The sequence below is a fragment of the Streptosporangium sp. NPDC006930 genome (assembly GCF_040635605.1).
Lineage (GTDB): Bacteria > Actinomycetota > Actinomycetes > Streptosporangiales > Streptosporangiaceae > Streptosporangium.
On record NZ_JBEYID010000004.1, the window covers coordinates 295,876 to 320,631 of the forward strand.

General features: G+C 71.4%; 20 protein-coding genes. 6 read left to right on the top strand and 14 right to left on the bottom strand.

Going from position 1 to position 24,756, the window contains the following annotated elements:
• The first annotated feature begins 13 nt into the window (after positions 1-13).
• Together ABZ664_RS09935 and ABZ664_RS09940 are read left to right on the top strand one after the other, a co-directional pair.
• Entirely contained in the window at positions 14-1,084 is a 1,071-nt protein-coding gene (locus tag ABZ664_RS09935) for a LacI family DNA-binding transcriptional regulator (RefSeq protein ID WP_362505826.1), read from the top strand.
• On the top strand, positions 1,081-2,121 hold the full coding sequence (locus ABZ664_RS09940) for a carbohydrate kinase family protein (RefSeq protein ID WP_362505829.1): 1,041 nt from the start codon (positions 1,081-1,083) through the stop codon (positions 2,119-2,121). The genes ABZ664_RS09935 and ABZ664_RS09940 overlap by 4 nt, the downstream gene beginning before the upstream one ends.
• Positions 2,122-2,124: 3 nt before the next feature.
• Here ABZ664_RS09940 and ABZ664_RS09945 read toward each other — a convergent pair whose 3' ends face one another.
• Entirely contained in the window at positions 2,125-5,613 is a 3,489-nt protein-coding gene (locus ABZ664_RS09945) for an indolepyruvate ferredoxin oxidoreductase family protein (RefSeq protein WP_362505832.1), read from the bottom strand.
• A gap of 112 nt (positions 5,614-5,725) precedes the next feature.
• Here ABZ664_RS09945 and ABZ664_RS09950 point away from each other — a divergent pair, with 112 nt between their 5' ends.
• From ABZ664_RS09950 to ABZ664_RS09960, 3 genes are all read left to right on the top strand, one after another.
• Positions 5,726-6,178, top strand: a complete 453-nt coding sequence (locus ABZ664_RS09950) for an Lrp/AsnC family transcriptional regulator (protein ID WP_362505835.1) — start codon at positions 5,726-5,728, stop codon at positions 6,176-6,178.
• 93 nt (positions 6,179-6,271) lie between these two features.
• The gene (locus ABZ664_RS09955; protein ID WP_362505838.1) at positions 6,272-6,802 is read left to right on the top strand and encodes a hemerythrin domain-containing protein; all 531 of its coding nucleotides are present in this window, start codon (positions 6,272-6,274) and stop codon (positions 6,800-6,802) included.
• An 11-nt stretch (positions 6,803-6,813) separates the two neighbouring features.
• Positions 6,814-7,515: an NAD-dependent deacylase gene (locus ABZ664_RS09960; protein ID WP_362505841.1), complete on the top strand. Its 702-nt coding sequence runs from the start codon at positions 6,814-6,816 to the stop codon at positions 7,513-7,515.
• Between the two features lie 40 nt (positions 7,516-7,555).
• Here the strand turns inward: ABZ664_RS09960 and ABZ664_RS09965 are convergent, their stop codons facing one another.
• The 7 genes from ABZ664_RS09965 to zwf all read right to left on the bottom strand — a co-directional run bounded on the left by ABZ664_RS09965 (position 7,556) and on the right by zwf (position 15,379).
• Complete coding sequence (locus ABZ664_RS09965) at positions 7,556-7,882, bottom strand: cupin (RefSeq protein ID WP_362505844.1); 327 nt, start codon at positions 7,880-7,882, stop codon at positions 7,556-7,558.
• Between the two features lie 67 nt (positions 7,883-7,949).
• Positions 7,950-8,606 (bottom strand): AAA family ATPase, encoded by a 657-nt coding sequence (locus ABZ664_RS09970; RefSeq protein ID WP_362505847.1) that lies wholly within the window; start codon positions 8,604-8,606, stop codon positions 7,950-7,952.
• Between the two features lie 380 nt (positions 8,607-8,986).
• Positions 8,987-10,210, bottom strand: coding sequence for a TIGR03118 family protein (locus ABZ664_RS09975; RefSeq protein ID WP_362505850.1), 1,224 nt, complete (start codon positions 10,208-10,210; stop codon positions 8,987-8,989).
• Between the two features lie 115 nt (positions 10,211-10,325).
• Positions 10,326-10,937 carry a bifunctional 4-hydroxy-2-oxoglutarate aldolase/2-dehydro-3-deoxy-phosphogluconate aldolase gene (gene eda / locus ABZ664_RS09980; RefSeq protein ID WP_362505853.1) on the bottom strand — a complete coding sequence of 204 codons (612 nt, stop codon included), beginning with the start codon at positions 10,935-10,937 and terminating at the stop codon, positions 10,326-10,328.
• The gene (locus tag ABZ664_RS09985) at positions 10,934-11,890 is read right to left on the bottom strand and encodes a glucokinase (RefSeq protein ID WP_362505856.1); all 957 of its coding nucleotides are present in this window, start codon (positions 11,888-11,890) and stop codon (positions 10,934-10,936) included. Before ABZ664_RS09985 ends, eda begins: the two co-directional genes overlap by 4 nt.
• Before the next feature lie 43 nt (positions 11,891-11,933).
• Positions 11,934-13,829, bottom strand: a complete 1,896-nt coding sequence (gene edd / locus ABZ664_RS09990) for a phosphogluconate dehydratase (protein WP_362505859.1) — start codon at positions 13,827-13,829, stop codon at positions 11,934-11,936.
• 74 nt (positions 13,830-13,903) lie between these two features.
• Complete coding sequence (zwf, locus tag ABZ664_RS09995) at positions 13,904-15,379, bottom strand: glucose-6-phosphate dehydrogenase (RefSeq protein ID WP_362505862.1); 1,476 nt, start codon at positions 15,377-15,379, stop codon at positions 13,904-13,906.
• Between the two features lie 147 nt (positions 15,380-15,526).
• On the opposite strand from zwf, the gene ABZ664_RS10000 reads away from it, so the two are divergent.
• A complete protein-coding gene (locus ABZ664_RS10000) occupies positions 15,527-16,738 on the top strand; it encodes an ROK family transcriptional regulator (RefSeq protein ID WP_362505865.1) in 1,212 nt (403 codons plus the stop codon).
• 10 nt (positions 16,739-16,748) lie between these two features.
• Here the strand turns inward: ABZ664_RS10000 and ABZ664_RS10005 are convergent, their stop codons facing one another.
• From ABZ664_RS10005 to ABZ664_RS10030, 6 genes are read right to left on the bottom strand one after another with little or no spacing between them, the layout of a single operon-like run.
• Entirely contained in the window at positions 16,749-18,065 is a 1,317-nt protein-coding gene (locus tag ABZ664_RS10005) for an MFS transporter (RefSeq protein WP_362505868.1), read from the bottom strand.
• Positions 18,052-18,921, bottom strand: a complete 870-nt coding sequence (locus ABZ664_RS10010) for a phytanoyl-CoA dioxygenase family protein (protein ID WP_362505871.1) — start codon at positions 18,919-18,921, stop codon at positions 18,052-18,054. Before ABZ664_RS10010 ends, ABZ664_RS10005 begins: the two co-directional genes overlap by 14 nt.
• Entirely contained in the window at positions 18,921-19,988 is a 1,068-nt protein-coding gene (locus ABZ664_RS10015; RefSeq protein WP_362505874.1) for a hypothetical protein, read from the bottom strand. Before ABZ664_RS10015 ends, ABZ664_RS10010 begins: the two co-directional genes overlap by 1 nt.
• Before the next feature lie 44 nt (positions 19,989-20,032).
• Positions 20,033-21,226 carry a hypothetical protein gene (locus tag ABZ664_RS10020; protein ID WP_362505877.1) on the bottom strand — a complete coding sequence of 398 codons (1,194 nt, stop codon included), beginning with the start codon at positions 21,224-21,226 and terminating at the stop codon, positions 20,033-20,035.
• Positions 21,223-23,304, bottom strand: coding sequence for a DegT/DnrJ/EryC1/StrS aminotransferase family protein (locus ABZ664_RS10025; protein WP_362505880.1), 2,082 nt, complete (start codon positions 23,302-23,304; stop codon positions 21,223-21,225). Before ABZ664_RS10025 ends, ABZ664_RS10020 begins: the two co-directional genes overlap by 4 nt.
• Before the next feature lie 15 nt (positions 23,305-23,319).
• Complete coding sequence (locus tag ABZ664_RS10030) at positions 23,320-24,513, bottom strand: radical SAM protein (RefSeq protein ID WP_362505882.1); 1,194 nt, start codon at positions 24,511-24,513, stop codon at positions 23,320-23,322.
• Positions 24,514-24,756 lie beyond the last annotated feature (243 nt).

The following is a 24,756-nucleotide window of genomic DNA, read 5'->3' on the forward strand; positions in this document are numbered from 1 at the left end:
GGGTGACTGCCTGATGGAGGATGAGCTCCCTCGGAACTCGCGTTCCCGCTCCGACGGGACGACGATACGACTGGCCGACATCGCCGCGCAGGCCGGGGTGAGCGAGGCCACCGTCAGCCGGGTGCTCAACGGCAAACCCAGCGTCTCGCAGTCGACCAGGCAGGCGGTACTGACGGCTCTGGACCTGATGGGGTACGAGCGCCCGCAGCGGCTGCGCCAGCGCAGCAACGGGCTGATCGGCCTGGTCACCCCCGAGCTGGACAACCCGATCTTCCCCGCCTTCGCCCAGGCCATCGAGAAGGCGCTCACCCAGCACGGCTACACCCCGGTGCTCTGCACCCAGCTGCCCGGAGGAGCCCCCGAGGACGAGTTCACCGAACTCCTGATGGACCGCGGGGTGAGCGGCATCGTCTTCGTCTCCGGGCTGCACGCCGACACCACGGCGAAGATGGACCGTTACAGTCGCCTGATCGAACGCGGACTGCCGATCGTCCTGCTCGACGGCTACAGCGAGCGGATCGAGGCCCCGTTCATCTCCCCGGACGACCGGGCCGCGGCCCGGCTGGCCGTGCAGCATCTGGCCGACCTCGGGCACGAGCGCATCGGTCTGGCCGTCGGCCCGCGCCGGTTCGTGCCGGTGATCAGGAAGATCGAGGGGTACCGGCAGGCGATGGCGCAGTTGCTGGGGGTGACGGAGGTCGACGAGTGGATCTCGCATTCGTTGTTCTCGGTGGAGGGTGGGCAGGCGGCCGCGGCGCAGTTGCTGGCGCGGGGGTGTACGGGGATCGTGTGCGCCTCCGACCTGATGGCGTTGGGTGCGATCAGGGCCTGCCGGGATCGGGGGTTGTCGGTGCCGGGGGAGGTGTCGGTGGTGGGGTTCGACGACTCGCCGTTGATCGCGTTCACCGACCCGCCGCTCACCACCGTGCGCAAGCCCATCGGCGCGATGGCCTCGGCGGCGGTGGCGACCCTCCTGGAGGAGATCAACGGAGTCCGCGCCAAACACGTCGAGCTGATGTTCCAGCCCGAACTCGTCGTCCGCCGCTCGACCGGCTCGGGCCCCCTGGTCAAAGGAACACGTTGAACACCGGCCACGACGTCGTCGTCATCGGCGGTACCGGTGTCGACACCACCGCCTACGTGCCCTCGCTCCCCCTGCCGTACGCCGACACCTACCCGGTCCCCCCGGTGATCGACCGGATCGGCAACACCGGCAGCGGTGTCGCCCTCGGCTGTCACGCGCTCGGGCTGAGGGTGAAGCTGGTCGACCTGATCGGCGACGACCCGCAGGGCAGGTTCGTCCGGGCCCACTTCGAGGAGAAGGGGGTGGACACCGGCTGGGCGCTCGCCCCGCAGGGGACCCGGCGCAGCGTCCTGCTCGTCGGCCCGGACGGGCGGCGCACCTCGCTGTTCGACCCGCGCGCCGCGGCGGGCGAGCGACTGCCCAGGGAGCTCTACCTGGACGCGGTCCGCGCGGCCCGGCACGTCCACGTGTCGATCACCGACTTCTCCCGGCACGTCTACCCCGACCTGCGCAACGGGTCCGACCCGCGCACCGGTCCCGAGCCGGTCGGCGGAGCCGGACCGGTGGCGGGGATCGTCCTGGGCGCAGGGTCGGTCTCCACCGACCTGCACGACTGGGACGGCGAGAACGACCACCACAGGGACTTCGCCTACTCCTCCGACCTGGTCTTCCTGTCGGCCGCCGCACTCGGCCCGCGCCGCGACGAGGTCATGCGCGACATCCTGGCGCGCGGCAGGGCGAGGGCCGTGGTCTGCACGGAGGGCGCCGAGGGCTGCCACGTCCTGGACGCGGCCGGCCTGCGCGCCTTCCCCGCCGCCCCCCTGCCGGGCCCGGTGGCCGACAGCAACGGCGCCGGGGACGCGTTCGTCTCGGGAGTCCTGTACGGGCTGCTCTCCGGCCGTTCCCTCGACGACTCCGTCCCCCTCGGCACCGTCGCCGGAGCCCATGCCTGCACGTCGGAGGGCACCCACGAGAACCCCATCACCGAGCCGGACCTCCTCGGCCGCGCGGGGGCACTCGACCCCGTGAGGCCGCACGAGCGGCTCGGAGGGGAGTCGCTCCCCGCCGGCGGCGCGGGAGTCGTCCCGAAGACCTGACGTTCAGCCCTCGCGCAGGTCGTCGAGGAGCGCGGTCACGCGCTCGCGGTAGGCGGCCACGTTGCGCAGCTTCACGTGCTCGTACCCCCTCACCATGGCGGGCAGCTCCGCGAGCTCGCGGACCCGCTCTTCGGTCGCCGGGCGCAGGTGGTCCAGCGCCCGGTGCACGTCGCGGGTGTACTCGGCGACGAGCTCCCGCTCCGTCGCGCGCACCCCGCCCAGGCCGAACGGGTCCAGGCGGGTACCGCGCAGCACGCGCATGCCGTACAGCAGGCGGAAGGCCGGGTCGAACCAGGGGCCGAGGCGGAGCTTGCGCCTCATGCCCAGGGCGCGCAGGAACGGCGGATGCAGGTTGTAGGAGACCCTCGCGCCTTCTCCGAACTCGGCGGCGATCCGCGCCCGCTCGGCCGGGTCGAGGTGCAGGCGCGCCACCTCGTACTCGTCCTTGTACGCCATCAGCCGGTGCAGCTGCCTGGCGTAGGCCTCGGTGACGGCGGTGCTGCCCGGGGAGACCTCGCGCTCCCTGGCGAGGACCGCGCGGACGGCGTCGACGTACCCGGCGGCGTAGCGCGCGTTCTGGTACGCGGCGAGGTCGGGGACCCGGACGGTGAGGATCCGGTGCAGCTCGCCGCCGGGTTCGGCGACCGCGTCGATCAGGTGTGCCGCCGACCGGTCGGGGAGCGGCGCGGCGGGGACGGCGGGGCGGGTCACCGCCGCCACGGCCTCGGGGGCGGCGACCACCGCGCGGCCCCAGTGGAAGGCGGCGACGGTCCGCTCGGCGGCCCTGCCTCCGCCCGCGCGGATGGCCCGCTCGACCGACTCCAGGCCGAGCGGGATGAGCCCGCGCTGCCAGGCGGCCCCGACGATGATCGTGTTGGCCGGCATGTGGTCGTCGAACAGCGCCTGGGCCAGCTCCTCGGCGTCGAGGTAGACGTTCAGCTCGCGCCGGGTCCGCGACTCCAGCGCGGCGATCGGCGAGCGGGGGTCGGTCAGGTGGGTGGACGGGTCGAGCACCATCGAACCGGTCGGCACCAGGCTGGTGGAGACCACCGCCACGGTACGGTCACGGTCGGCGGCGGCCAGGTGGGCGGGGTCGGTGGCGCCGATCAGGTCCAGCGCCAGGTAGGCGTCCACGCTGGCCGCCCCGCCCCGCGCCGAACGCTCGCCGTCACCGTCGAAGATGAGGATGTCGGAGACGACCGTGCCGCCCTTCTGGGCGAGGCCGGTCTGGTCGAGTCCCCGCGAGCGCCTGCCGTCGAGCATCGCGGCGGTGCCGAGGATCTGCGCGACCGACACCACGCCGGTGCCGCCGATGCCGACCAGCCTGATCGAGGCATCGCCGGTGCGCGCCTCGGGGAGGGGCATGTCCGGCGGCGCGGGCACCGGTGCGCGCCTGCGGGAGGCGGCCTTCTTCGTGGCGGGCAGGACGGTCAGGAAGGACGGGCAGTCGCCCTCCACGCACGAGTAGTCCTTGTTGCAGGACGACTGGTGGATCTCGGTCTTGCGGCCGAACTCGGTCTCCACCGGCAGCACGGACAGGCACTCGGACTTCTGCCCGCAGTCGCCGCAGCCCTCGCAGACGCGCTGGTTGATCGCGACCCGCCTGACGGGGTCGGGCAGGTCGCCCTTCTTGCGCAGTCGCCGCTTCTCGGCCGCGCACTGCTGGTCGTGGACGAGGACGGTCACGCCGGGGACCGCGGCCAGCTCGCGCTGGGCGTCCTCCAGCGCCGTCCTGTCGCGGACCTCGGCGATGCCCGCGAGCCTGACCCCCCGGTAGCGTTCCGGCTCGTCGGTGGTGACGACGACCCTGCGCACCCCCTCGGCCTCCAGCCAGCGGGTCAGGTCGGGCACCGACAGGGCCGGGGTGATCGTCTGGCCGCCGGTCATCGCGACCGCGCTGTTGTAGAGCAGCTTGTAGGTGATGTTCACGCCCGCTCCGACCGCGGCCCTCACCGCGAGCGAGCCGCTGTGGTGGAAGGTGCCGTCGCCGAGGTTCTGGAAGATGTGCGGGGTGTCGGTGAACGGCGCCTGGCCGATCCACTGCGCCCCCTCGCCGCCCATCTGGGTCAGGCCGGTGAGCGTGCCCTTGCCCTCGCGGTTGAGCACCACCATCGTGTGGCAGCCGATTCCGGCGCCGACGGGCGCGCCGTCGGGGACGGCGGTGGAACGGTTGTGCGGGCAGCCCGAGCAGAAGAAGGGGGTGCGCTTGGGCGCGAGCAGTGTGAGCGGTGCCGGGCGCGAGATGACGGAGAGCCCCTTCGCCACCCGCTCGCCGAGGTCGGTCAGCCCTCTGCGGCGCAGCCGGAAGGCGATGGCCTTGGCGGCCAGGTCGGCGTCGACCGCACCGTGCGGGGGAATGAGCCGCGCGCCGTTCTCGTCGAGCTTGCCCAGCACGCGCGGGGCGTCGGCGGTCCCGTACAGGACGTCCTTGATCGAGGTCTCCAGCAGCGGGGCCTTCTCCTCCACGACGAGGATCTCCGACAGCCCCCGGGCGAAGGTCCGGACGACCTCGGGGTCCAGCGGCCAGAGCATGCCGATCTTCAGGAGACGGACACCGGCCTCCTCCGGCGTGACGCCGAGCTTGCGGAAGCCCTCGCGGACGTCGTGGTAGGCGGTTCCCGAGGCGACGATGCCCAGCCAGGCGTCGCGGGGGTCGGCGGTGACGCGGTTGAGCCCGTTCTCGCGGGCGTAGGCGCGGGCCAGGTCGAGGCGGGGGCCGACGAGCGTGCGCTCCATCTCCAGCGACCACGGGGTGAGCAGGGTGGCGTCGGGCATGTGCCGGTACGGCCTGCCCTCGTACTCGACGACGGGCGTGACCGGGACGACCCGGTCACGCCCGACGTCCACGGTGCCGGTGGCGTCCACGACGTTGGAGACGGCCTTCACCGCGACCCACAGGCCGCTGGCCCGGGACGCCGCGATCGCGTGGCGTCCCAGGTCGAGCAGCTCCTGGACGCTGCCGGGGTGAACGATCGGCATGCCCAGCGTGGCGAGCGTGCCCTCGGTCGCCGAGGGGAGGGTGGAGGACTTGCAGGTGGGGTCGTCGCCGCAGAGCGCGATCAGGCCGCCCTCGGGGTGGGCGCCGACGAAGTTGCCGTGCCGGAACGCGTCGGCCGCGCGGTCGACGCCGGGTGCCTTGCCGTACCAGACGCCCAGCACGCCGGAGGTGCGCGGGCGGGGAAGCGCGGGCACGAGCTGGCTGCCCCAGACGGCGGTGGCACCGAGTTCCTCGTTCTGTCCTGGGCGGTGCACGACGCCGAGCGGTTCGGCGTGCCGGCGGGAGCGGGCCAGTTCCTGGTCGAAGCCGCCGAGCGGGGAGCCGGGGTAGCCGGACACCATCGCGCCGGTACGCAGGCCCACGGCCCTGTCGGCGCGCATCTGGTCGAGGACGACCCGCACCAGGGCCTGGGTGCCGGTCATGAAGACCTGGCTCTCGTCGAGCAGGTAGCGGTCGTCGGGGGAGATCTCACGGGCGTCTGCGAAGATCGTCATGGTTTGTCGTCCCGTCGTCGGCGCTCCTGCGGTGCCGCAAGGTTATGCCAGGTAGAACAAAATTCGATGTCAAACTTTCCAGAGAGGGGACCTCCCGTTAGCATCCGATGTCATGGATGTGACGGATCGCGCAATTCTCGGTCTCCTGCAGGCGGAGGGGCGGTTGAGCAACCTGGAGCTGGCCGAACGGGTGCGGCTCACCCCCTCGCCGTGCCTGCGCCGGGTCCGCAACCTGGAGGAGACCGGAGTGATCACCGGCTACCGTGCCGTGATCGACCCGGTGGCCGTGGGGCGAGGCTTCCAGGTCGTCGCCTACGTCGAGCTGGAGGGCCAGGACGCCGAGACGGTCACCGCCTTCGAGGCCGCCGTGATGGAGATCGACGACGTGGTGGAGTGCCTGCGCATGTTCGGCCGCCCCGACTACGTGCTGCGGGTGGCGGTGCCCGACATGGACGCCTACAGCCAGCTGTGCCTGGAGAAGCTCGGCCGTCTGCCCGGTCTTGACAAGCTCACCTCCCAGATCGCCATGAAAGCCCTCAAGCCCGGCGGCATCCTGCCCCTCTGAGCTTCCGGACGCCGTCAGGACCACACCGGAATTCGCCGCGCTCCCCGGGACTTCGAGAACACCGGGGAATCACCCCATCGAATAAGGAGGAGTGTGAACGCACGTTCAGGAGCGGGCGACCGCCTCACCGCCATGGGCACACAGTTGCTCGAAGTGCACATCTGGCTCCGCGAGATGCTGGAGGACCTCCAGGACAGCGTCGACGACTACTTCGACGGCAAGGGGCTCCCGCCACGGGACCTGCGTGCCCACTGTCTCTCCTTCTGCACCGCGTTGACGCGCCACCACACCGGTGAGGACAGGGGCGCGTTCCCGGTGATCGCCGAGGAGTTCCCCGAGCTGCGCAAGGTGCTCTCCGAGCTGCGGGCGGACCACAACCAGCTGGACTGGCTGCTGGGGAATCTGCGGAAACTCCTTGAGTCCCTCCCGGAAAGACCCGACCCGGTCACGGCCTCCAAGGTGCGCGAGGAGGTGGGGGCGCTGTCGGCGATCATGCAGACGCACTTCATCTACGAGGAGAAGAAGCTCATCTCCGTGCTCAACTCGATGGACGTGCCCGAGTGGCGCGAGAACCGGCCCGACTTCCTGCTGATCGACGACGAGGACGAACCTTCGGCTGGCTAGGATCACTGGGCATGAGGGTGACGGTGCTGACGGGTGCGGGGATCTCGACCGAGTCGGGGATCCCCGACTACCGGGGGCCGAACGGCATGTGGCGCAGGGACCCCGACCACGAGAAGCTCGTCACCTACGACTACTACATGGCCGATCCCGAGATCCGGCGGCGCTCGTGGCTGATGCGCCGCGACAACCCCGCGTGGGAGGCCGAGCCGAACGCGGCGCATCGTGCCCTGGCCGCCCTGCCGGACGCGTGGCTCGTCACGCAGAACGTCGACGGCCTGCACCAGCGGGCCGGGTCACCGCCCGAGAGGGTGCTGGAACTGCACGGCAACATGTTCGGCGCCCTGTGCACCGCCTGCGGTGTCCGCTCCACCACGCGCGAGGCGATCGACCGGATCGACGCGGGCGAGAGCGACCCCGCCTGTCACGAGTGCGGAGGCATCGTCAAGACGGCCACCGTGATGTTCGGCCAGTCCCTCGACCCGGTCGTCCTCACCCGCGCGGTCGAGGCGGCCGAGGAGTGCGAGGTGTTCCTCGCCGTCGGCACCTCGCTGCGGGTGCAGCCCGCGGCCTCCCTGGTGGAGGTGGCGGTGCGCGCGGGTGCCCGGCTGGTCGTCGTCAACGCCGAGCCGACCCCGTACGACCACCTGGCCGACGAGGTGATCCACGACCCCATCGGGGTCGCCGTCCCGCGCCTGTGCTCGTCCCTCATCTGAGAGAGCTGTGCCCACCTGAGGGGGGTGGGCGTGAACGCCCTCAGCCGCCGATGTTGACGACGCTGGTGAGGATGACCACCGACTCCTCGTCGGCCTCCAGCGAGTGCCGCCGCTGCGGGATCGGAGCGGTGTGGCCCTCGCCGAGCTCGACGGTCTGCTCGCCGTCGACGAGCCGTACCCGCCCCATCAGGACGTGCAGGCTCCCGGCCGGCGGGGCCTCGTGGTCACCGAGGGCCGTCCCGGCGGTCAGCGCGATGAGAGCCTGGCGCAGGGTGCCCTCGTTGAGGTAGGTGTGGGCGCTGCGGCCGTGCGCGCTCGCTCTGGCGAGGCTGAGATGCTCCTGGGCGAGAGCCAGTACGTCGGTCATCGGTTTCCTTCCGGTCGCTGTGTACCTGCCCTGGCCGGACGAGGCGCAGAGCCAGGCGAAGGTAAAGTCATCCGTTCCGCCGCGCGGAGGGCCGCTCGTCGAAGCGGATGGTCCTGAGCAGGTCCGCGGCGGGACGGTCGAGGATCGTGACGCTCGCCGCAGGGGGGAGCGAGCCGCCGCGGGCACGCTCGACGAGCACCCGCCAGCGGCGGCAGTGCCGGGCGAAGGTCGCGCTCGTGACGACCCGGCCGCGCGAGAGCTGCCCCTCGCGGGCGAGCCTCGGCTCCACGTCGAGCAGGATCAGGTGGACCTCGTTGCCGACCCGGCGGGCCAGCCAGGCGAACCCGTACAGGATGTGCGGCCATGTGCCGCGGGTGTGCGCGACGACGGCGTGCCCCTTCCACATGGCGCGGGCGATCCGCACCGCGTGGGTGGTGTGCACGAGTGGGATGCGGGCTCTTTGCGGGATCGGGCCAAGGTAGGGGGCCCACCAGTTGCGGGACTGGCGCGAGTCGATGACGAGGGTGTCACCGGCGCGCACCGGCTCCCTCTCGTCGCCGCGCAGCCCGTACAGACGGTCGAGCAGGGTGCTCTTGCCCGCGCCCGGGAGCCCCGCGAGGAGCACCAGCGATCCGGCCGGATAGCGCAGATCCTCGGCGGAGGGCCCGCTGGCCGGTGTGGTGGCCATCACGTGCACCTCGCTGGTGTGGGGGACTTCTCTCATGCCGCCTCTCGCGTTCCAGGAAAGACGCCGGTGGGACGGTGCCCGGAGGGGGAGGGGACTGTCAGGGGGCATGCTCGCTCCTCGAATGCGCTCGGCCATTCGAGGTCTCCTTCACCCGCGTCACGCGGGCGACCGTCCGGGGACGCCACAGGGCGTCCGTACTGACCGGACCGGTCCTTGGGAAGTACTCCCCTCGTTCGTTCAAGGTTAAAGGAAACCGGGCGATCTCGCGTTCATGGAGAGGTGACTCTTCCGGACGCGCCGCGGCGCCGACACCCCTCCCGCGATCCGTGCGGGCCGGCTCGGCCTCGCGGTCCGCTGGTGCGGGGGTGCCGGCGCCGCCGGGAAAGCCCTGGGCCCTGACGCCCGTCGATGGTCCGTCAGTAGTTGTAACCGGAGTTGTTGGAGCCGGAGTTGTGGGAACTCGGGTGCGAGGAGGGCGTGGGGGAGGAGCCGCCCGTGGGGGAGGTCGTCGAGGTGGCCGCTCCACCGGGCCTGATCAGGCCGAGCAGGCCGTGCGTGCCGCCGTCGCTGCCCGCGCTGAACCACAGGGAGTTCGTGCCGCCAACGGTTTCGGTGCCGGGCTCCAGGTCCCACAGGCCGCTCAGGGTGATGGCCCTGCCGTCGGAGGAGCGCAGCGGGCCGAGCGGGCGGCCGTTGCGCGGATTGTAGGCGTTGATGCGGCCGTCGCCGAAGTTGCCGACCAGCAGGGCACCGGAGAGTTTGCCGAAGTTCTTCGGGGCCAGCGTCATCGCCCAGGGAGCGTTGAGGGCTCCGCGCGCGACGAAGCGGCCGAGGAAGCGGCCGGAGCCGTTGAACTGGCTGACGAACCCCTTGCCCTGCCCGGCCACGGACTTGCCGGTCTCGGGGTCGCGCTTGGCGTACGCGACGAGGACGGAGTTGCCCACGACCTCCACGTTGAACGGCGCGTAGTTCTCCGGCAGGCCGGGGTCCTGGAACGCGCGGCGGCCCATCGAGATCCGGTCGAAGTCGCCGTTGAAGACGTGGATCCGGTTGCGGGCGAAGTCGGCGGCGAGCAGCATCGGCCCCCGGTTCGTCTCGGCGAGGGCGAGGCCCTTGAAGTCGGCGCCCTTGACGAACGCGCTGATGATCGCGTCGTCGGGGTCGGCCTCGGCGTTCCAGCCGGTGATCGCCCCGCTGGGGCTGGCGAAGATGAACGTGGCCGGCCCGGAACCACCGGGACCCTTCACGACGAACTCCTCGCCCATGTTGACGACCTGCCCGGTGGGCCTGCCGCCGGGGACGCGGACCTGGGTCTTCTCCTGCTTCACGGTGCCCGCGCCGCCGGAGTAGACGGTGGCCATGCCGGTGCCCGTGGCCGAGACCCAGAGGGTCTTGCCCATCGCCAGTCCCCACGGGTTGACCAGCGCGGGGTCGGTGACCGCGGCCCGCCCGCTGACGTCCGAGACCAGGTTGGTGACCGCGAAATGGTTTCGCAGGCTCTGTTGACCGGCTTTCTCGGGACCGCTCGCGGCCCCGGCCTGTTTCGCTCCGGCCCGCGTCTGATGGGTCCCGGCGGACGCCGTACCGGCGACGCCCATGACCAGGACCGTGGCGCAGATCGTGACGGTGCGTACTCGCATTCATGGCTCCTCTGTGAGGGAGTGCCTTTCGCCGCGAGATACGCGTGGGGTCCGTGCGCGGTTCAGTCCGCTTCTCCAGGGCCGGCACCCGGGAGGAGTCGCGGGGGCGGCGGAGTCAGCGGAGGGCGGCCGCTTCGGCGGCCAGTTTCTCGATGCGCGAGTAGTCGCCGCCGGCGAGCGCGTCGGCCGGGGTGAGCCAGGTCCCGCCCACGCAGCCGACGTTCGGCAGCGCGAGGTAGTCGGGGGCCGTCGCGAGCTTGATGCCGCCCGTCGGACAGAATTTGACCTGCGGCAACGGGCCGCCGAGCGCCTTCAGGTACGGCAGGCCGCCGGCGGCCTCGGCGGGGAAGAACTTCATCTCGGTCACCCCGCGGTCGGCGAGCGCCATGACCTCGGAGGCGGTCGCCACGCCGGGCAGGAACGGCACCCCGCTCACCTCCATCGCGTCGACCAGCCCCGGGGTGGTCCCCGGGCTGACCAGGAACTTGGCGCCGGCCGCGACGGAGGCCGCCACGTCGGCCGGGGTGCGGATGGTGCCCGCGCCGATCACCGCCTCCGGGACCTCGGCGGCGATGCGCGTGATGGCGTCCAGGGCGGCGGCGGTGCGGAGGGTCACCTCGATGACCGGCAGGCCACCCGCGACCAGGGCGCGGGCCAGGGGGACCGCGGTCTCCGGATCGTCGATCACGACGACCGGGACGACCGGGGCGATGTCGAGCAGACTCATACGAACTCCAGGTTGGACAGGCGCCGGCTCAGCCAGGCCGCCGCGCCGGTGAGAGCGGGCTGAGGGGCCACGATCAGCACCGTGGCGATGTCGGAAAGGTAGTCGTTCAGGGTCGGGGTGGCCTCGAAGCGACGGCGGAAGTCGCTGGAGCGGACCCGGTCCACGATACGCGGCAGCACGCCGCCGCCCAGGTAGACGCCGCCCCGCGCGCCGAGGGTGAGAGCGACGTTCCCGGCGAAGGTGCCGAGCATGGCGCAGAAGACCTCGACGGTCTCCGCGCACAGCGAATCGTCCATCCGGGCCACGATGTCGGAGGCGGACAGTGTCGGCGCGTCCGTTCCGTGGACGAGCGCGAGGGCCCGGTGCAGGCGCGACAACCCCGGCCCGGACAGCAGGTGCTCGGCCACCACGTGCTCCAGGCCGTCCGCGCGCAGTGCCCGGACGATCTCGTGGTCCCGCCTGTCGAGGACGGGCGCCGTGACGTGCCCGCCCTCCCCGGGGATCGGCACCCAGCCCTCGGCCGCGGGCACCAGACCGCCCACGCCGAGACCCGTCCCCGGCCCGAGTACGGCCTTGACGCCGCGCGAGGGCTCGGGGCCGCCCAGGGAGACCAGGTCGTCGCCCCGCAGGTACGGCAGGGACGCGGCCAGGGCCTCGAAGTCGTTGAGCAGCCAGGTGTTCGGGATGCCCAGGTCGCGTACCGACCCGGTCCACCCGGAGTTGGTGAGCCGATAGCGGTCGCCCTCCACGGGCCCCGCGATCGCGACGCACGCGGCTCCCGGCTGAACTCCGCCCGCATGATCTGCGATATAGGCGGCTACGGCTTCGGGAAGGCCATCGTGTTCCGCGCCCGCGAGCACGGCCACCGCCTCGGGCTGTCCACCGGGCTCGGTGACCAGCCCGAACCGGGCGTTGGTGCCGCCGATGTCGGCGACGAGCCAGGGAAGGCTCACGAGATCTCCTTCGCGGACCGTGCGAAGGAGACGATGTGCACGCTCACGCCCGGATTCCGCTCTGGGCGGTCGCCGGGCGGGTGCCGTTCGCGACGGCCTCGGCGTGGCCGTTCAGGGCGAAGACGCCCGCGCCGCGCTCCGCGGGGCCCGCCGTGCGGCGGAAGGCGCCGAACAGCTCGCGGCCGGTGCCCACCCACTGGGCGTCGGTGAGCGGCGCGCCCTGAAGGGGCCTGGCGGCCAGTTCCTCGGCGCCGACCAGCAGCTCCAGGGTGCCCGCGGCGGCGTCGAGGCGGATGGGGTCGCCGTCGCGCACCAGCGCGATGGGGCCTCCGTCGGCGGCCTCCGGCGACAGGTGGATGGCCGCGGGGACCTTGCCGGACGCGCCGGACATGCGGCCGTCGGTGACGATCGCCACCCGCTGCCCCCTGTCCAGCAGCACCGCCATCGGCGGGGTGAGCTTGTGCAGCTCCGGCATGCCGTTCGCGCTCGGTCCCTGGTAGCGGATGACCGCCACGAAGTCCTGCCCGTCCAGCTCGCCCGCGTCGAAGGCGCGCAGCAGTTCAAGCTGGTCGTCGAAGACCTTGGCCGGGGCCTCGATGACGAGGTGCTCGTCCTTGACGGCGGAGACCTTGCTGACCGCGCGGCCCAGGTTGCCGTCGAGCATGTGGATGCCGCCGTCTGCGGAGAACGCCTCGGAGACCGGGCGCAGCACGTCGAGGTCGGTGCTGCCCTCGGTGCGCTCCTGCCAGACCAGCTCGCCCTCCTTGAGTTCGGCGGCCGAGCGGTAGTGGTCCAGCCCGCGCCCGGCGATCGTGAGCACGTCGCGGTGGAGCAGCCCGGCGTCCAGCAGGTCGCCGATGAGCACCTGCATGCCGCCCGCGGCCTGGAAGTGGTTCACGTCCGCGTGACCGTTGGGGTACATGCGGGTCAGCAGCGGCACCGCCTTCGACAGCGCGGCCAGGTCGTCCCACAGGAGTTCGATGCCGGCCGCCGCGGCGATGGCGACGATGTGCATGGTGTGGTTGGTCGAGCCGCCGGTCGCGAGCAGTGCCACGCAGGCGTTGACGATCGCCTTCTCGTCGACGACCTCGCCGACGGGGGTGTACTCGGAGCCGTGCGCGGTCAGCTCGACCGCCCGCCTGCCCGCGGCCTTCGTCAGGGCCTCGCGCAGCTCGGTACGCGGGTTGACGAACGTCGACCCCGGCAGGTGCAGACCCATGACCTCGATCATGACCTGGTTGGAGTTGGCGGTGCCGTAGAAGGTGCAGGTGCCGGGGGAGTGGTACGACTTCGCCTCGGCGTCGAGCAGCTCGCCCTTGCCGACCTTGCCCTCGGCGAACAGCTGCCGGGTGCGGGCCTTGATCTTGTTGGGCAGACCGGAGGTCATCGGACCGGCGGGGACGAACACCGCGGGCAGGTGGCCGAAGTGCAGCGCCCCGATCAGCAGGCCGGGAACGATCTTGTCGCAGACGCCGAGCATGAGGGAGGCGTCGAACATGTCGTGCGAGAGCGCGATCGCGGTGCCCATCGCGATGACCTCGCGGCTGTAGAGCGAAAGCTCCATACCCGCCCGGCCCTGCGTGACGCCGTCGCACATCGCGGGCACGCCCCCGGCGAACTGCGCGACGCCGCCGGCCTTCCTGACGGCCGCCTTGAGGATCGCCGGGTAGGTCTCGTAGGGCTGGTGCGCCGACAGCATGTCGTTGTAGCTCGACACGATCGCCACGCCGGGCTTGACGTTGGCGCGCAGGTCCCGCTTGTCGCTCTCGCCCACGGCGGCGAAGCCGTGCGCGAGGTTCGCGCAGCCCAGGCTCGCCCTGGCGGGGCCGCGCAGGCGGGCCGCCTCGGCCTCGGCGCGCAGCCTGTTCAGGTAGGCGGTGCGGCTGGGGCGGCTGCGCTCGACCAGACGGTCGGTCACCTCCTGGATCACGGGGTGCATCCGGACTCCTCGATCGTGGTCGGCGTCATCGTTGCCGGGGTGGTCGCTTCGGTCAGGGCGGTCGGCTCGCGCGCTCACTCCGCCCCCTCCTCGTGCCAGACGCGGCCGCTGCGGCCGACGAGCTCGTGGGCCGCGGCGGGTCCCGCGCTGCCCGCCGGGTACGGCTCGGGCGGGGTTCCCCGCGACTCCCACTCGTCGAGGATCGGGTCGATCCACCGCCAGGCGGCCTCGACCTCGTCGCGCCGCATGAACAGGGTCGGGTTGCCGGCGAGGACGTCCATGAGCAACCGCTCGTAGGCCTCGGGCACCCGGCCGGTGAAGGTCTCGGCGAAACTGAGGCTCAGCGGGACGGGCTTGAGCGCCACCTCGCCCGCGCCGGGCTCCTTGGCCATGATGTTCAGCTGGATGCCCTCGCTCGGCTGCAGCCGCAGCACCAGCCGGTTCGGCGTGCTACCGGGGAAGATCGAGTGGGGCACGTCCTTGAACTGCACCACGATCTCCGAGCAGCGCTGCGGCATGCGCTTGCCCGTACGCAGGTAGAACGGCACCCCTGCCCAGCGCCAGTTCTTCACCTCGGCGCGGATCGCGGCGAAGGTCTCCACCCGGCGGGAGTCGTCGGTGGGCGCGGTGTTGTCGGGCTCGTCGAGGTAGCCGGGCACCGGGACGCCGCCGGACTCGCCCGCCGTGTACTGGCCGCGCACGGTGAAACGGTCCACCTCGCCGCCGGTGATGGCCCGCAGAGCCTGGAGGACCTTGACCTTCTCGTCGCGGATCGACTCGCGGTCGTTGCGCGACGGCGGCTCCATCGCCACCAGGCAGAGCAGTTGGAGCAGGTGGTTCTGCACCATGTCGCGCAGCGCGCCGGCGTGGTCGTAGTAGCCGCGACGGCCGGGGGTGCCGACGGTCTCGGCGACGGTGATCTGGACGTGGTCGATCCACAGGGAGTTCCAGATCGGCTCCAGGAACGCGTTGGCGAACCGGAGCACGAGGAGGTTCTGGACCGTCTCCTTGCCCAGGTAGTGGTCGATACGGTAGATCTGCCGCTCGTCGAAGATGGCGCCGACCTCGTCGTTGATCCGCATCGCGCTGCGCAGGTCGCGTCCGAGCGGCTTCTCCAGCACCACCCGCGAGGCGGGGGTGACCAGGCCGGCGCGGTGCGCCTCGCGGCAGAACGGGCCGAATGTCATGGGCGGGCTGGCCAGGTAGAACACCCGGTCGCGGTGCTCGTGCCCGTCGAGCGTCCGGGCGAGTCTCGTCCACCCGGTGGGGTCCTGGCCGCTGATGTCGATGGTGACGTGGTGCAGGCGGCCGAGGAAGCGCCGCCAGGTGTCGAGGTCGTCCTGCGGCACCGAGCCGCGCATCGCGGCGTCCACCTTGCCGCGGAAGTCGGCGTCGTCGAGCCCGCCGCGGGACATCGCGATCACGCGGGTCTCGGGGGCGAGACGCCCGTCCCGGTCGGAGTGGTAGAGCGCCGGGAGGAGTTTCCGCATGGAGAGGTCGCCGGTGCCGCCGAAGACGATGAGGTCGGCGGGTTGCGGGGTCTCGGACATCGGGGGAACTCTCCGTGATGATCTATCGAATTTGGGGATAGATCGGACACTAGCTAGATCTTGCGCTCTACACAAGCGGAGTTTTGTAATTTGAGATGAGAAAGTATGAAGTTTTCATTTCCTAAGTGGGTGTGATTCACTTGGCGGATGCCTCGACGTCCCGCCGCCGCGCTGGCCACCAGCGGTGAGGTGTTGCGCCTCATCCGCTCGGGCGAGGCCGCCACCCGAGCGGACATAGGGCGTGTCACCGGCCTGTCCAGACCCGCCGTGTCCCTGCGCGTCACCGAGCTGCTGGAGCGGCGCCTCGTCGTGGAGGACAGTGAGGGCCCCTCCACCGGAGGCCGCCCGCCCACCCGCCTGGTCTTCAACGCCTCAGGCGGGGTCGTCCTGGTCGGCTCTCTCGGCGCGAGCCGCGCACAGGTCGCCGTCTGCGACCTCGCGGGCAAGGTGCTGGCCGACACCGCCCTCTCGGTGGACGTGGAGGAGGGGCCGGACGTCGTCCTGCCCCTGGTCATGCGGAGCTGGAGCGAGCTGCTCGGCGACCGCCCCGTCTCCCTGGTCCGCGGCGTCGGCCTGGGGGTCCCCGCCACGGTGGAGTTCGCGGCCGGCCGCACCGAGAGCGCCCGGATCATGGCCAGCTGGACCGGTGTGGCCATCCCGCCGATCATCGCCGAGAGCTTCCCCGCCCCGGTCTTCCTCGACAACGACGTGAACGTCATCGCGATCGGCGAGCACCGCGAGATCTACGCGGGCGAGGCCGACGACCTGCTGTTCATCAAGGTCTCCACCAGGATCGGCTCCGGAGTGATCGCCGGGGGCGAGATCCTGCGGGGGGCGCTGGGCGCCGCGGGGGAGATCGGGCACATCCCGGTCCGCGACGGCGGGGGCGTCCTCTGCCGCTGCGGCAACATCGACTGCGTCGACTCCGTCGCCAGCGGCACCGCGATCCTGCGTCAGCTTCGTGCCAGGGGGCACGAGGTCACGAGCCTCGCCGACGTGGTGAGCCTGGTCAGGGCAGGGGACGCGGAGACCATGACCGTGGTCCGCAACGCCGCCAGAATGCTCGGCGAGGTCGTCGCCAGCGCGGTCAACCTGCTCAACCCCTCGGTGGTCGTCCTCGGCGGAGACGTCGCGGAGACCTTCCAGCCGATGGTCTCGGGGGTCCGCGAGGTCATCTACCGCCGCTCGACGGCGCTGGCCACCCGCAACCTGCGGATAGAGCGCAGCCGACTCGGCCCGAGCGCCGGGATCATCGGCTGCGCCCACATGGTCCTGGACCACATCCTGTCGCCCGAGGCCGTCGACTCCGCCGGCTGGCAGCCGCTGCGCTCGGTCCGCTCGGTCCGCTCCCTCGTCTGAGCCGCTCCTCCTACGCCTCCCGCGCCGGCTCCTTGCGATCCGCGCGATCCGCCGTGCCCGTGGACCTGGCATTGAGGACCACCAGCGCCAGCAGGACGAGCAACCCGGCGAAGGTCACGGCCAGGCCCACGAACTCGGCGAACCAGCCGACCAGGACGGGGCCCAGCAGCAGTCCCGAATAGGTCAGCGTGGTGAACCTGGCCAGTGCCGCGGCCGCCCCGAGGCCCTCCGCGCCGCCGTGCCCCACCGCGCTGAAGATGAGGGGGAGCAGGACCGAGAGGCCGATCCCCACCACCGCGAAACCCGCGATCGCGACGACGATCCCGGGACTGAGCACGACCATCAGCAGGCCGCAGAGGGCGATGCCACCGCTCACCCTGACCAGGGCGGGCGCGCCGTACCGCTCGTGGAGGCGGTCACCGACGAGGCGGCCGGCGGTCTGGCACAGGTTGAAGAACGTGTATCCCAGCGAGGCGACGGCGAGGGTGGCGCCGCGATCCTCCAGGAGGAAGACGCCGCTCCAGTTACCGACCGCGCCCTCCAGGATCAGGATGACGGCGCCCATCGCGCCGAACATCAGCACCCGAGGGGTCCACCCGTCCCGCCACTTCACCCGGACCTTCTTCTCGCCCTCCTGGGGCGCGTGCCGGTCGGCCGAGGCCGGCAGCATCCACATCCCGGTGACCAGCGAGAACAGGGCCACGGCCACGCCCAGCCACAAGAAGTGCGACATGGGAGTGAGACCGGCCTGGATGGCGAGGCCGCCCAGCACGGAGGCGATCATCGCGCCGATGCTCCAGGCGGCGTGGCAGCGGTTCATGACGGACCGTTTGTGAGCGCGCTCGACCGCGATGGCGTGGGCGTTCATGGAGACGTCGAGAAGCCCGTCGATCAGACCGAAGATCACCAGTGCGACGGCGAGCTGGATCGGATCGGAGGCCAGCGCGAGGCCGACCAGGGAGAGCGGCAGCGCCACCCCGGTCACCCGGGCGATCGGCGCGCTGCCGTACCGGGCCACCAGGCCACCCGCGAGCTGCATGGCGACCAGGGCGGAGACGGAGGGGACGACGAGCAGGAGGCCGAGCTGCCCGGCGGAGAGATCGTGCTCCACCTTCAGCGAGGGGACCCTGATCAGAAAGCTGGCGTAGGAGATCCCCACGATCAGGAACGCCGACATCGCGGCGAGGCGGGTCAGGCCCGCGGCCCGCGACATCACCGCTTCGGGAGGCGTCCCCGGCGGCTCACCGGCGGGCGAGTCCACCCCGGGCGGATCCTTGGGAGGCCGTCCTCCTGACGCGGGTTCGGTCATGTTCTCAGGCGCCGTCATCGCCGGCCCACTCCTTCATCCACCTGGGGTCCACTTCGTCCTCCTCGCGGATGAACCGCACGTCGGCCGAGACACGCATGACGTCGGTCACGGTGTCGAGGGAGGCGTGCACCACGTACGGGTTGTGCACGGTCAGGTCGCCCGCCTCGTAGTCGCTCCACAACCATCGCCGGTCGACGACGCGGGCCGTCATCTGGAGGTCGTGGCTGATCGGCCGGGAGTCGTGGGCCCGATCGGTTCTGAGCCGCGCCGGATCGAACCGCTCCGCGGACTCCCGGTGCGAGCCCTCCAGGTAGACCAGGCCCCCGGTCTCCATCGGGCAGTCGCCGACGGGTATCCACATCGTCAGGACGCGGTCGCTGCCCTGGGACATGTACGCGTGATCGGTGTGGGCGCGGGAGGCCCGGAGCGAGCCCGCGTAGAAGTGGCGCAGGATGCCCCGGGGCAGCAGCCGGACGGGGCCGCCGAGCAGGGTCGAGGCGAGCTCCGTCAGGGCCGGCTGCCGGGCGAACGAGGCGAACCGCTCCGTACGCACGAAGTCGTGGGCGGGGTGGTCCCTCACCCCGTGGGAGGGCAGCCCCTCCGGCGGGCGACCGGAGAAGACGCCCTCCTCGGGGGTGGTCCCCGGCCTGAGCAGACCTTCGGGAAACGCCGACAGGTACGCCCCCCGCAGGGAGAGAACCGCCTCGCGGTCGAGGAACCCCCGCAGCAGCAACAGTCCGTCGTCGTGGAACCGCCGCCTGAGCGCCTCGGGATCGCCGAGCAGCGCGCTGCTGTCGGCAAGCGGGGCGAACAACTCGTCGGTGAACGGGATGGGCACGCCGTTGGAGGAGACGGCTCGCCTGTCTCCTGGCATCAGTAGACCCCCTCGGTGATCTGGTCGGCGTCCTCCGCCTCGTAGGGCCCCACTCGCGCGACCCCCGGCCACGGAAACCAGGGATGCGGCGGGGCGGAGACGGCGCTGTCCCGTTCCAGCAGGTTGGGCAGGAAGAGGTCCTCCAGGAGGGTCACCGCCCTGATCCGGCCCCGCTCGCCGGCGGCGACCTCCTGCCACACGTCGTCGGGCCGGACGACGTGCATGACCGCGAAGGGCGGCGGCAGATGGTAGCTGTGCGGCTCGTCGGGGGAGATGGCGTCACCCTGGAGGGCATGTCCGACGAGGGTGTTGCCGTAGGTGTCGATCCACTGGACCCCGTCCAGATACTCCTCGCGCAGATAGCGCGCCTCCTCGGGGGAGCAGGAGGTGCCACCGGTGCACACGGCGCGGACGCCGTACTCCGCGAGAGGCTTGTCCAGCGCGGGGGCGAGCGACAGGAGCAGTTTGGCGGTCGTGAAGAGCAGGCTGACCCGCTCCTCCCGCAGGAGGTCCGCCGTCTGCGCGACGAGGTGCTCGACGTAGGCGTCGGCGCCGTCGCCGAAGGAGGCGCGAAGCAGGTGCTTCACCCAGCGCGGGTCGAAGTCCACGGAGAAGACCGCCGCCCCCCAGCTGTCGCCGAGCAGCTTGACGAAGTGCCCGTAGGCGTGCGGGCCGCTGGGGGTCATGGCCAGGATGTCGCCGCCGAGCAGGCCGCGGGCCTCCAGCATGACGCGGTACATCTTCACGTCGTAGACGGCACGGGTCACATCGACGACCCGGTACGGCGGCCCGGACGTCCCGCCGGTCTCCACGACGCGGAACGGCCGCCCCGCGAAGCCCCTGGGCACGAGGTCGCGCGCGCTCACCCCCCGCAGATCGGTCTTGTCGAACAGGCCGAACAGGCGCAGGGAGGCGTAGTCGGTGACGTCGCGGATCGGGTCGAAGGGCAGGCGGCTCCTGCGCGCCAGCCAGAACGGTGAGCCGCTCTCCTCACTGAAGTGCCAGCTCATCATGCGCGCCGTCCACTCGTCGAGGGACTCGCGCATGGGGGGGATCTGTTCTCGCATGGCGTCCAGCAGGGAGCCGACAGGAAGGAGATGACTGCTCGGGTTCAGGACGACACTCCTTGGGGAACGGCCGCGAAGCAGGCCGGGTGAACGAAGCGGGACCCGGCGGCGACGCCACGCGCTCCCGCCTCGTCCGTGGAGACGACGACGGCGAAGGGGAAGGGCAGCTCGCAGCCGACGAGTGGATGACCGACGTCGTCGACGTGCACGAGGGTGGGCGCGAGGAACGTCAGCCCACCCGACCTGACCAGGAGCGGCCGCCGGGTGAGGACGCGCCCGCCGGGGAGGAGCCGGTCGGAGACGAACGCGGCCATGCGCACGGCGTCGGCCTCGGGCCACGACGCCTGCGGCAGACGCAGGTCGGACGGGTCGAGGGAGATGCCGTCGAGCACCGCCGCGACCGCGCGACCACGCTCGACGGCGGCTTCCCTGGCCGTCCGCAGGCAGACCACCGTGGACACGCAGGTGCAGAAACGGCCCGCGTCCCGCGCGATCCTGAAGGCGAGCTCCTCGGGATACACCGGATCCCGCGCGCCCACGATCATGCAGGCCCGCCCGGGGCCGCGCAGATCGAGGGACGGCGTGTCCATCGCCGGTTCCGCGGCCAGGCCGTCGCCGCCGTAGACGATCTGCCTGTCGGTCGCCCGGATCAGCGCGGGCAGGACCCGGGGCGCGCTCGGGTAGTAACCCAGCGTCTCCGGCGGCCAGCCCACGCTCAGCAGGGCCCCGATCAGGCGGGCCGACGACAGCGGCTCGCGCCTGCTGGGGCGGACCCAGACCGCCGCGCCCGACAGCGCCGCCTCGAGCACTCCCTCCAGGCAGGTGAAGGTGTTGGCGGGCAGGGAGACCAGGGTGAGCCCGCCGGTCTCGCGCACGTCCGCCGCGATCTCCTCCAGCCGCTCGCCGAGCATCGCCGACCAGCGTCGCACGAGAGCGGAGGGGAGCCCCGCCGTGGCGCGCATCGCCTCGTCGAACTGCCCGGCGTCCTGAACGCCGAGGGACTCGACGGGTACGCGGCCGTGCCGGAACAGCGCGACGGCCTCGCGGAGCATCTCCAGGCGCCGGGCGAGGGAGGGGACGGTCATCGCGGCACGGCGCGCCCGCAGGCGCGCGCCGTCGTCGCGGATGAGGATCTCCGGGGCGAGGGAGAGCGACGGCCCTCCGGGGACGGGCACGGTGTCCATCGACCGGTACCACCGTCCCGCGCGCAGCAACGGCAGGACCACCTCGCCGGTCACGACAGCGCGTCCCGCAGCGCGCCGACGACCCGCTCCTGCTGGGCGCGTGCCATACCGGGGAAGAGCGGCAGGCAGATGTGCCGGGAGGTGAACGCCTCGGCGTTCGGGAAGGACCGGTTCGCGAAGTGCCGGGCGAAGTAGGGCTGGCGATGGAGCGGGACGTCGTACACCTCGCCCGCGAGCCGTACCCCCTCGGCGCGGAGGTGCCGCTTGAGCGCCGCGCGGTCGACGCCTTCGGGCAGCAGGGCGAGATATTTGTAGTGGTTCGTCGCGCACCCCGCAGGCACGGCGGGGCGCTTCAGGGAGGGCACGCCGGCCAGGCTGTCGTCGTACCAGGCGGCCAGTTCCGTACGCTCGGCCAGCACCTCGGCCAGCCGGGCCAGATGGATCAGACCCACCGCCGCGTGCAGTTCGCTCATGCGCCAGTTGCTGCCGAGATCGTCGTGGAGGTTCTCCTCGAAGGAGCGCTTGCCGTGGTCCCGCAGGTGCATGACGCGCTTCAGGTCGCTCTCGTCCGCGCTGAGCAGGCCCCCCTCGCCACTGGTGATGATCTTGGTGGGGTACAGGGAGAAGGCGGCCAGCCGGCCGAAGGTGCCCGCCGGGCGTCCGTGCAACGAGGAGCCGAGGGCGTGGGCGGCGTCCTCGACGACGGCGATCCCCTGCCTGTCGCACTCGGCCAGCACCTCGGCCAGCGAGTCGGGGACGACCCCGGCGATGTGCACGGGCACGACCGCGGCCACGTCCTCGTGGGCGGCGAGGGCGGCGCGCAGCCCTTCGGGGTCCATACCGAGACCGTTCGGCTCCATGTCCACGAAGTCGACCCGGGCGCCGGCGCGGACGGCACTCGCCGCGGTCGCGAAGAAGGTGTTGGCCGGGACCAGGACGGTGCGCCCCTCGACCCCGACGATCCGCAGAGCGATCTCCAGCGCGGAGGAACCCGAGCTCACCGCCGCCGTGCCGCGCCCGATCTCCCCGGTCGCGAGCGCCTCCAGCCGGATGCCGCGCGTTCCGAGCGTGAGGGAGCCGGAGGCGAGGGCGTCGTCGACGAGGTCCAGGACGTCCAGGCGGGCCCGGACGTCGAACCCCACCTTGGCCGCGGGCACGTCCGGCACAGCGGTGGCGGGCTCGGCCAGGGACCGGGTGAAGAAGTCCGCCGCTTCGGCCAGGCCGGTGCCGTGGCCCATGGGCAGCGGCAGGATCTCGGCCGAAGGGTGGGCGCTCACGATCCGTTCGCCGGCGGTCTTGGCGTCGCCGGGATCGAGGCGACCGTCGGCCGTGCCGTACTGGACCTGCAGGGGAGCAGGGGCGAGCGCCGCGTACAGGTCGGGGAGGTCGGCGTGACGCAGGATGGACGGCAGGGCGACGTACTGGTTCCAGGCCAGCGACCGGCCGATCATCGTCTCGTACGTGCCCAGGTGGCTGGCGGCGCACAGCGGGAGCGGCTCCTGGCGCAGCAGCGCGGCGTGCAGCGCCACGGCCGCGCCCATGCTGTGCCCGAACAGGCCGATCCGCCCGGGTGCCACGTCCGGGTGCGTGCCGAGCCAGTCGAGCGCGGCTCCCGCGTCCTCCGCCATCGCCCCGAGGAGGCTCCCGCCACGCAGCCGCAGCGTGCCGTCCAGCACGTCGCCGGGATCGCGCCCGCCCAGCGTGGCGGGCTCCACCCAGCGGTCGAGACCGTGGTCGAGGGTGAGGGTGAGGAAACCGGCCCGGGTCAGGTGCGCGGCGACGTCGCGCCCGGGATGGTCGGGAGGCAGGAGCCCGGTGACCCGTTCCAGGGTCGCGTTACGCCCCGCGCAGACCAGCACGGCCGGCCACGGCCCCGGGCCCGGCGGGGCCAGCATGACCGCGCGCAGCTCCCGGCGGCCCTCGTGCTCGAAGAGGTAGTGGTCCACCCGCGGCTCCCCGCCCTCCTGCCTGCGGGTGGAGCGCACCCGAAGGGGCACCTGCCGGGTGGCGGCCAGCCGGGCCACCGCCCTGCGCACCTGGCCGTTGCGGACGGCAGGGTCAGGTGCGGGGGAGCCGGGGGCGGGATCGACCGGAGAGTGGCCGAGATGGTGGAACCGGTCGATCGACGTCAACGCGAACCCCGGATCTCAGACGAAGTCGGCGTGGAGCGTGTGCGGAACCTCGACGCGGTAGGTGTTCAGCGCGTCGTCCAGTTTGATCCGTCCCTTGCGCAGCCATTCGAGTAACTCGTTCTGCGGCCGGTAGAAACAGGATTTGCACAGGTCGGTCCTGAGCGGGTTGCTCGACTCCCACTCGGCTCTGGGGCCGCCTTCAAGGACGTTCAGGTAGCCGTCCTGGAGCACGTTGCCGATGCGGTAGCGGCTGTTCAGGTGGACCTGGGGGCAGGGGTAGAGATGGCCGTCCGCGCCGACGGCCGTGACGAAACGGCTGTAGTGGCAGTGGTCGAAGTCGCCCTCGACGGACTCCACCTGGTCCATCGGTCCCCGGTCGAGCTTGGGCACGGAGACCTCGAACTCCTCCGACGACAGCGCGGAGACCTCGTCGAGCGAGGCGGAGACCTCCGCCATGACCTGCTCGATCGTCTCGTGGCCCATCGAACTGTAGAACTCCGGCTCGAACCGTACGTAGTGGGCCCCTGAGTCGCGCGCTATCAGGGCGGCCTGTGTGATCTCCCGGTAGTTCTGCATGGTGATCACGAAGTTGAACCCGATGCGGAACTCGGGGTCGACGGCGTTGTCGCGCAACCTGCGGACGGAGCCGAGGAAGGACTTGAACGTCTGCTCGCGGTCCCGGGTGATCTCGTTGAAGGTGGCCTCGGTGCCGGCGTTGAGGCCGATGCGCACCCAGGTGTGGGTGTTCACCACGCAGTCGGCGATGTCGTCCCGATGCAGCCGGGAGCCATTGGTGATGAGACCGATGCGCAGCCCGGCCGCGTGCCCGGAATCGCAGATCTCCGTATAGCCCTTGTGAATGGTGCATTCGCCGCTGCCGCAGAATGTGACGGCCCGGCCGCCGGACTCGGCGAACTCCCGCATGAGCTTGACGCTCTTGTCCGTGGGAATTGCGTCCTTGAAGGAGAACAGATCGTAGAAGTTCTCCTCGTTCGGCGAATGGAAGTTACAGAAATTGCAGCGCATATTACAGGCGCCCATGATGCCGATGCGCATATGGACGGGTCGGAAGCTCTCCCCGTTGACGAACTTCCTCAGTAGATCCTCGTGGGCCATGACCTTGTCGGGAGCGTGTGCCTGGTCGAGTTCGACCTCCGCCAGACCCTCCCCGTTGGTGGGTCTCGCCGACCTGTAACTCTCGTTCGACATTTCATCCCCAATCGACCAGGAAGGATTTTGTCAACCCGGTCCTTGTGCCAAATTCGGCGCGCTGGCAGGCGTCGCTCGGATACGTGTTGAAGTAGGTCGATTTAGGGTCGTGATCGTGACATTCAGGCCATGGGAGCGCTCCCAAATGGGGATCCTAAATGACGCCCTTAAATGGGTCAAGACCTCTTGTGGGGCATTTTCGGACACGGTACGGTACGTCGGGTCCGACATTCGCGCGGTCGG

Excerpts from the sequence above, each read along its gene's own strand:
- ABZ664_RS09935 (WP_362505826.1), top strand. The coding sequence starts at position 14 with ATGGAGGATGAGCTCCCTCGGAACTCGCGTTCCCGCTCCGACGGGACG.
- ABZ664_RS09945 (WP_362505832.1), bottom strand. The coding sequence starts at position 5,613 with ATGACGATCTTCGCAGACGCCCGTGAGATCTCCCCCGACGACCGCTAC.
- ABZ664_RS09950 (WP_362505835.1), top strand. The coding sequence starts at position 5,726 with ATGGATGTGACGGATCGCGCAATTCTCGGTCTCCTGCAGGCGGAGGGG.
- ABZ664_RS09960 (WP_362505841.1), top strand. The coding sequence starts at position 6,814 with ATGAGGGTGACGGTGCTGACGGGTGCGGGGATCTCGACCGAGTCGGGG.
- ABZ664_RS09965 (WP_362505844.1), bottom strand. The coding sequence starts at position 7,882 with ATGACCGACGTACTGGCTCTCGCCCAGGAGCATCTCAGCCTCGCCAGA.
- ABZ664_RS09970 (WP_362505847.1), bottom strand. The coding sequence starts at position 8,606 with ATGAGAGAAGTCCCCCACACCAGCGAGGTGCACGTGATGGCCACCACA.
- ABZ664_RS09975 (WP_362505850.1), bottom strand. The coding sequence starts at position 10,210 with ATGCGAGTACGCACCGTCACGATCTGCGCCACGGTCCTGGTCATGGGC.
- eda (WP_362505853.1), bottom strand. The coding sequence starts at position 10,937 with ATGAGTCTGCTCGACATCGCCCCGGTCGTCCCGGTCGTCGTGATCGAC.
- edd (WP_362505859.1), bottom strand. The coding sequence starts at position 13,829 with ATGCACCCCGTGATCCAGGAGGTGACCGACCGTCTGGTCGAGCGCAGC.
- zwf (WP_362505862.1), bottom strand. The coding sequence starts at position 15,379 with ATGTCCGAGACCCCGCAACCCGCCGACCTCATCGTCTTCGGCGGCACC.
- ABZ664_RS10000 (WP_362505865.1), top strand. The coding sequence starts at position 15,527 with ATGCCTCGACGTCCCGCCGCCGCGCTGGCCACCAGCGGTGAGGTGTTG.
- ABZ664_RS10005 (WP_362505868.1), bottom strand. The coding sequence starts at position 18,065 with ATGACGGCGCCTGAGAACATGACCGAACCCGCGTCAGGAGGACGGCCT.
- ABZ664_RS10010 (WP_362505871.1), bottom strand. The coding sequence starts at position 18,921 with ATGCCAGGAGACAGGCGAGCCGTCTCCTCCAACGGCGTGCCCATCCCG.
- ABZ664_RS10015 (WP_362505874.1), bottom strand. The coding sequence starts at position 19,988 with ATGCGAGAACAGATCCCCCCCATGCGCGAGTCCCTCGACGAGTGGACG.
- ABZ664_RS10030 (WP_362505882.1), bottom strand. The coding sequence starts at position 24,513 with ATGTCGAACGAGAGTTACAGGTCGGCGAGACCCACCAACGGGGAGGGT.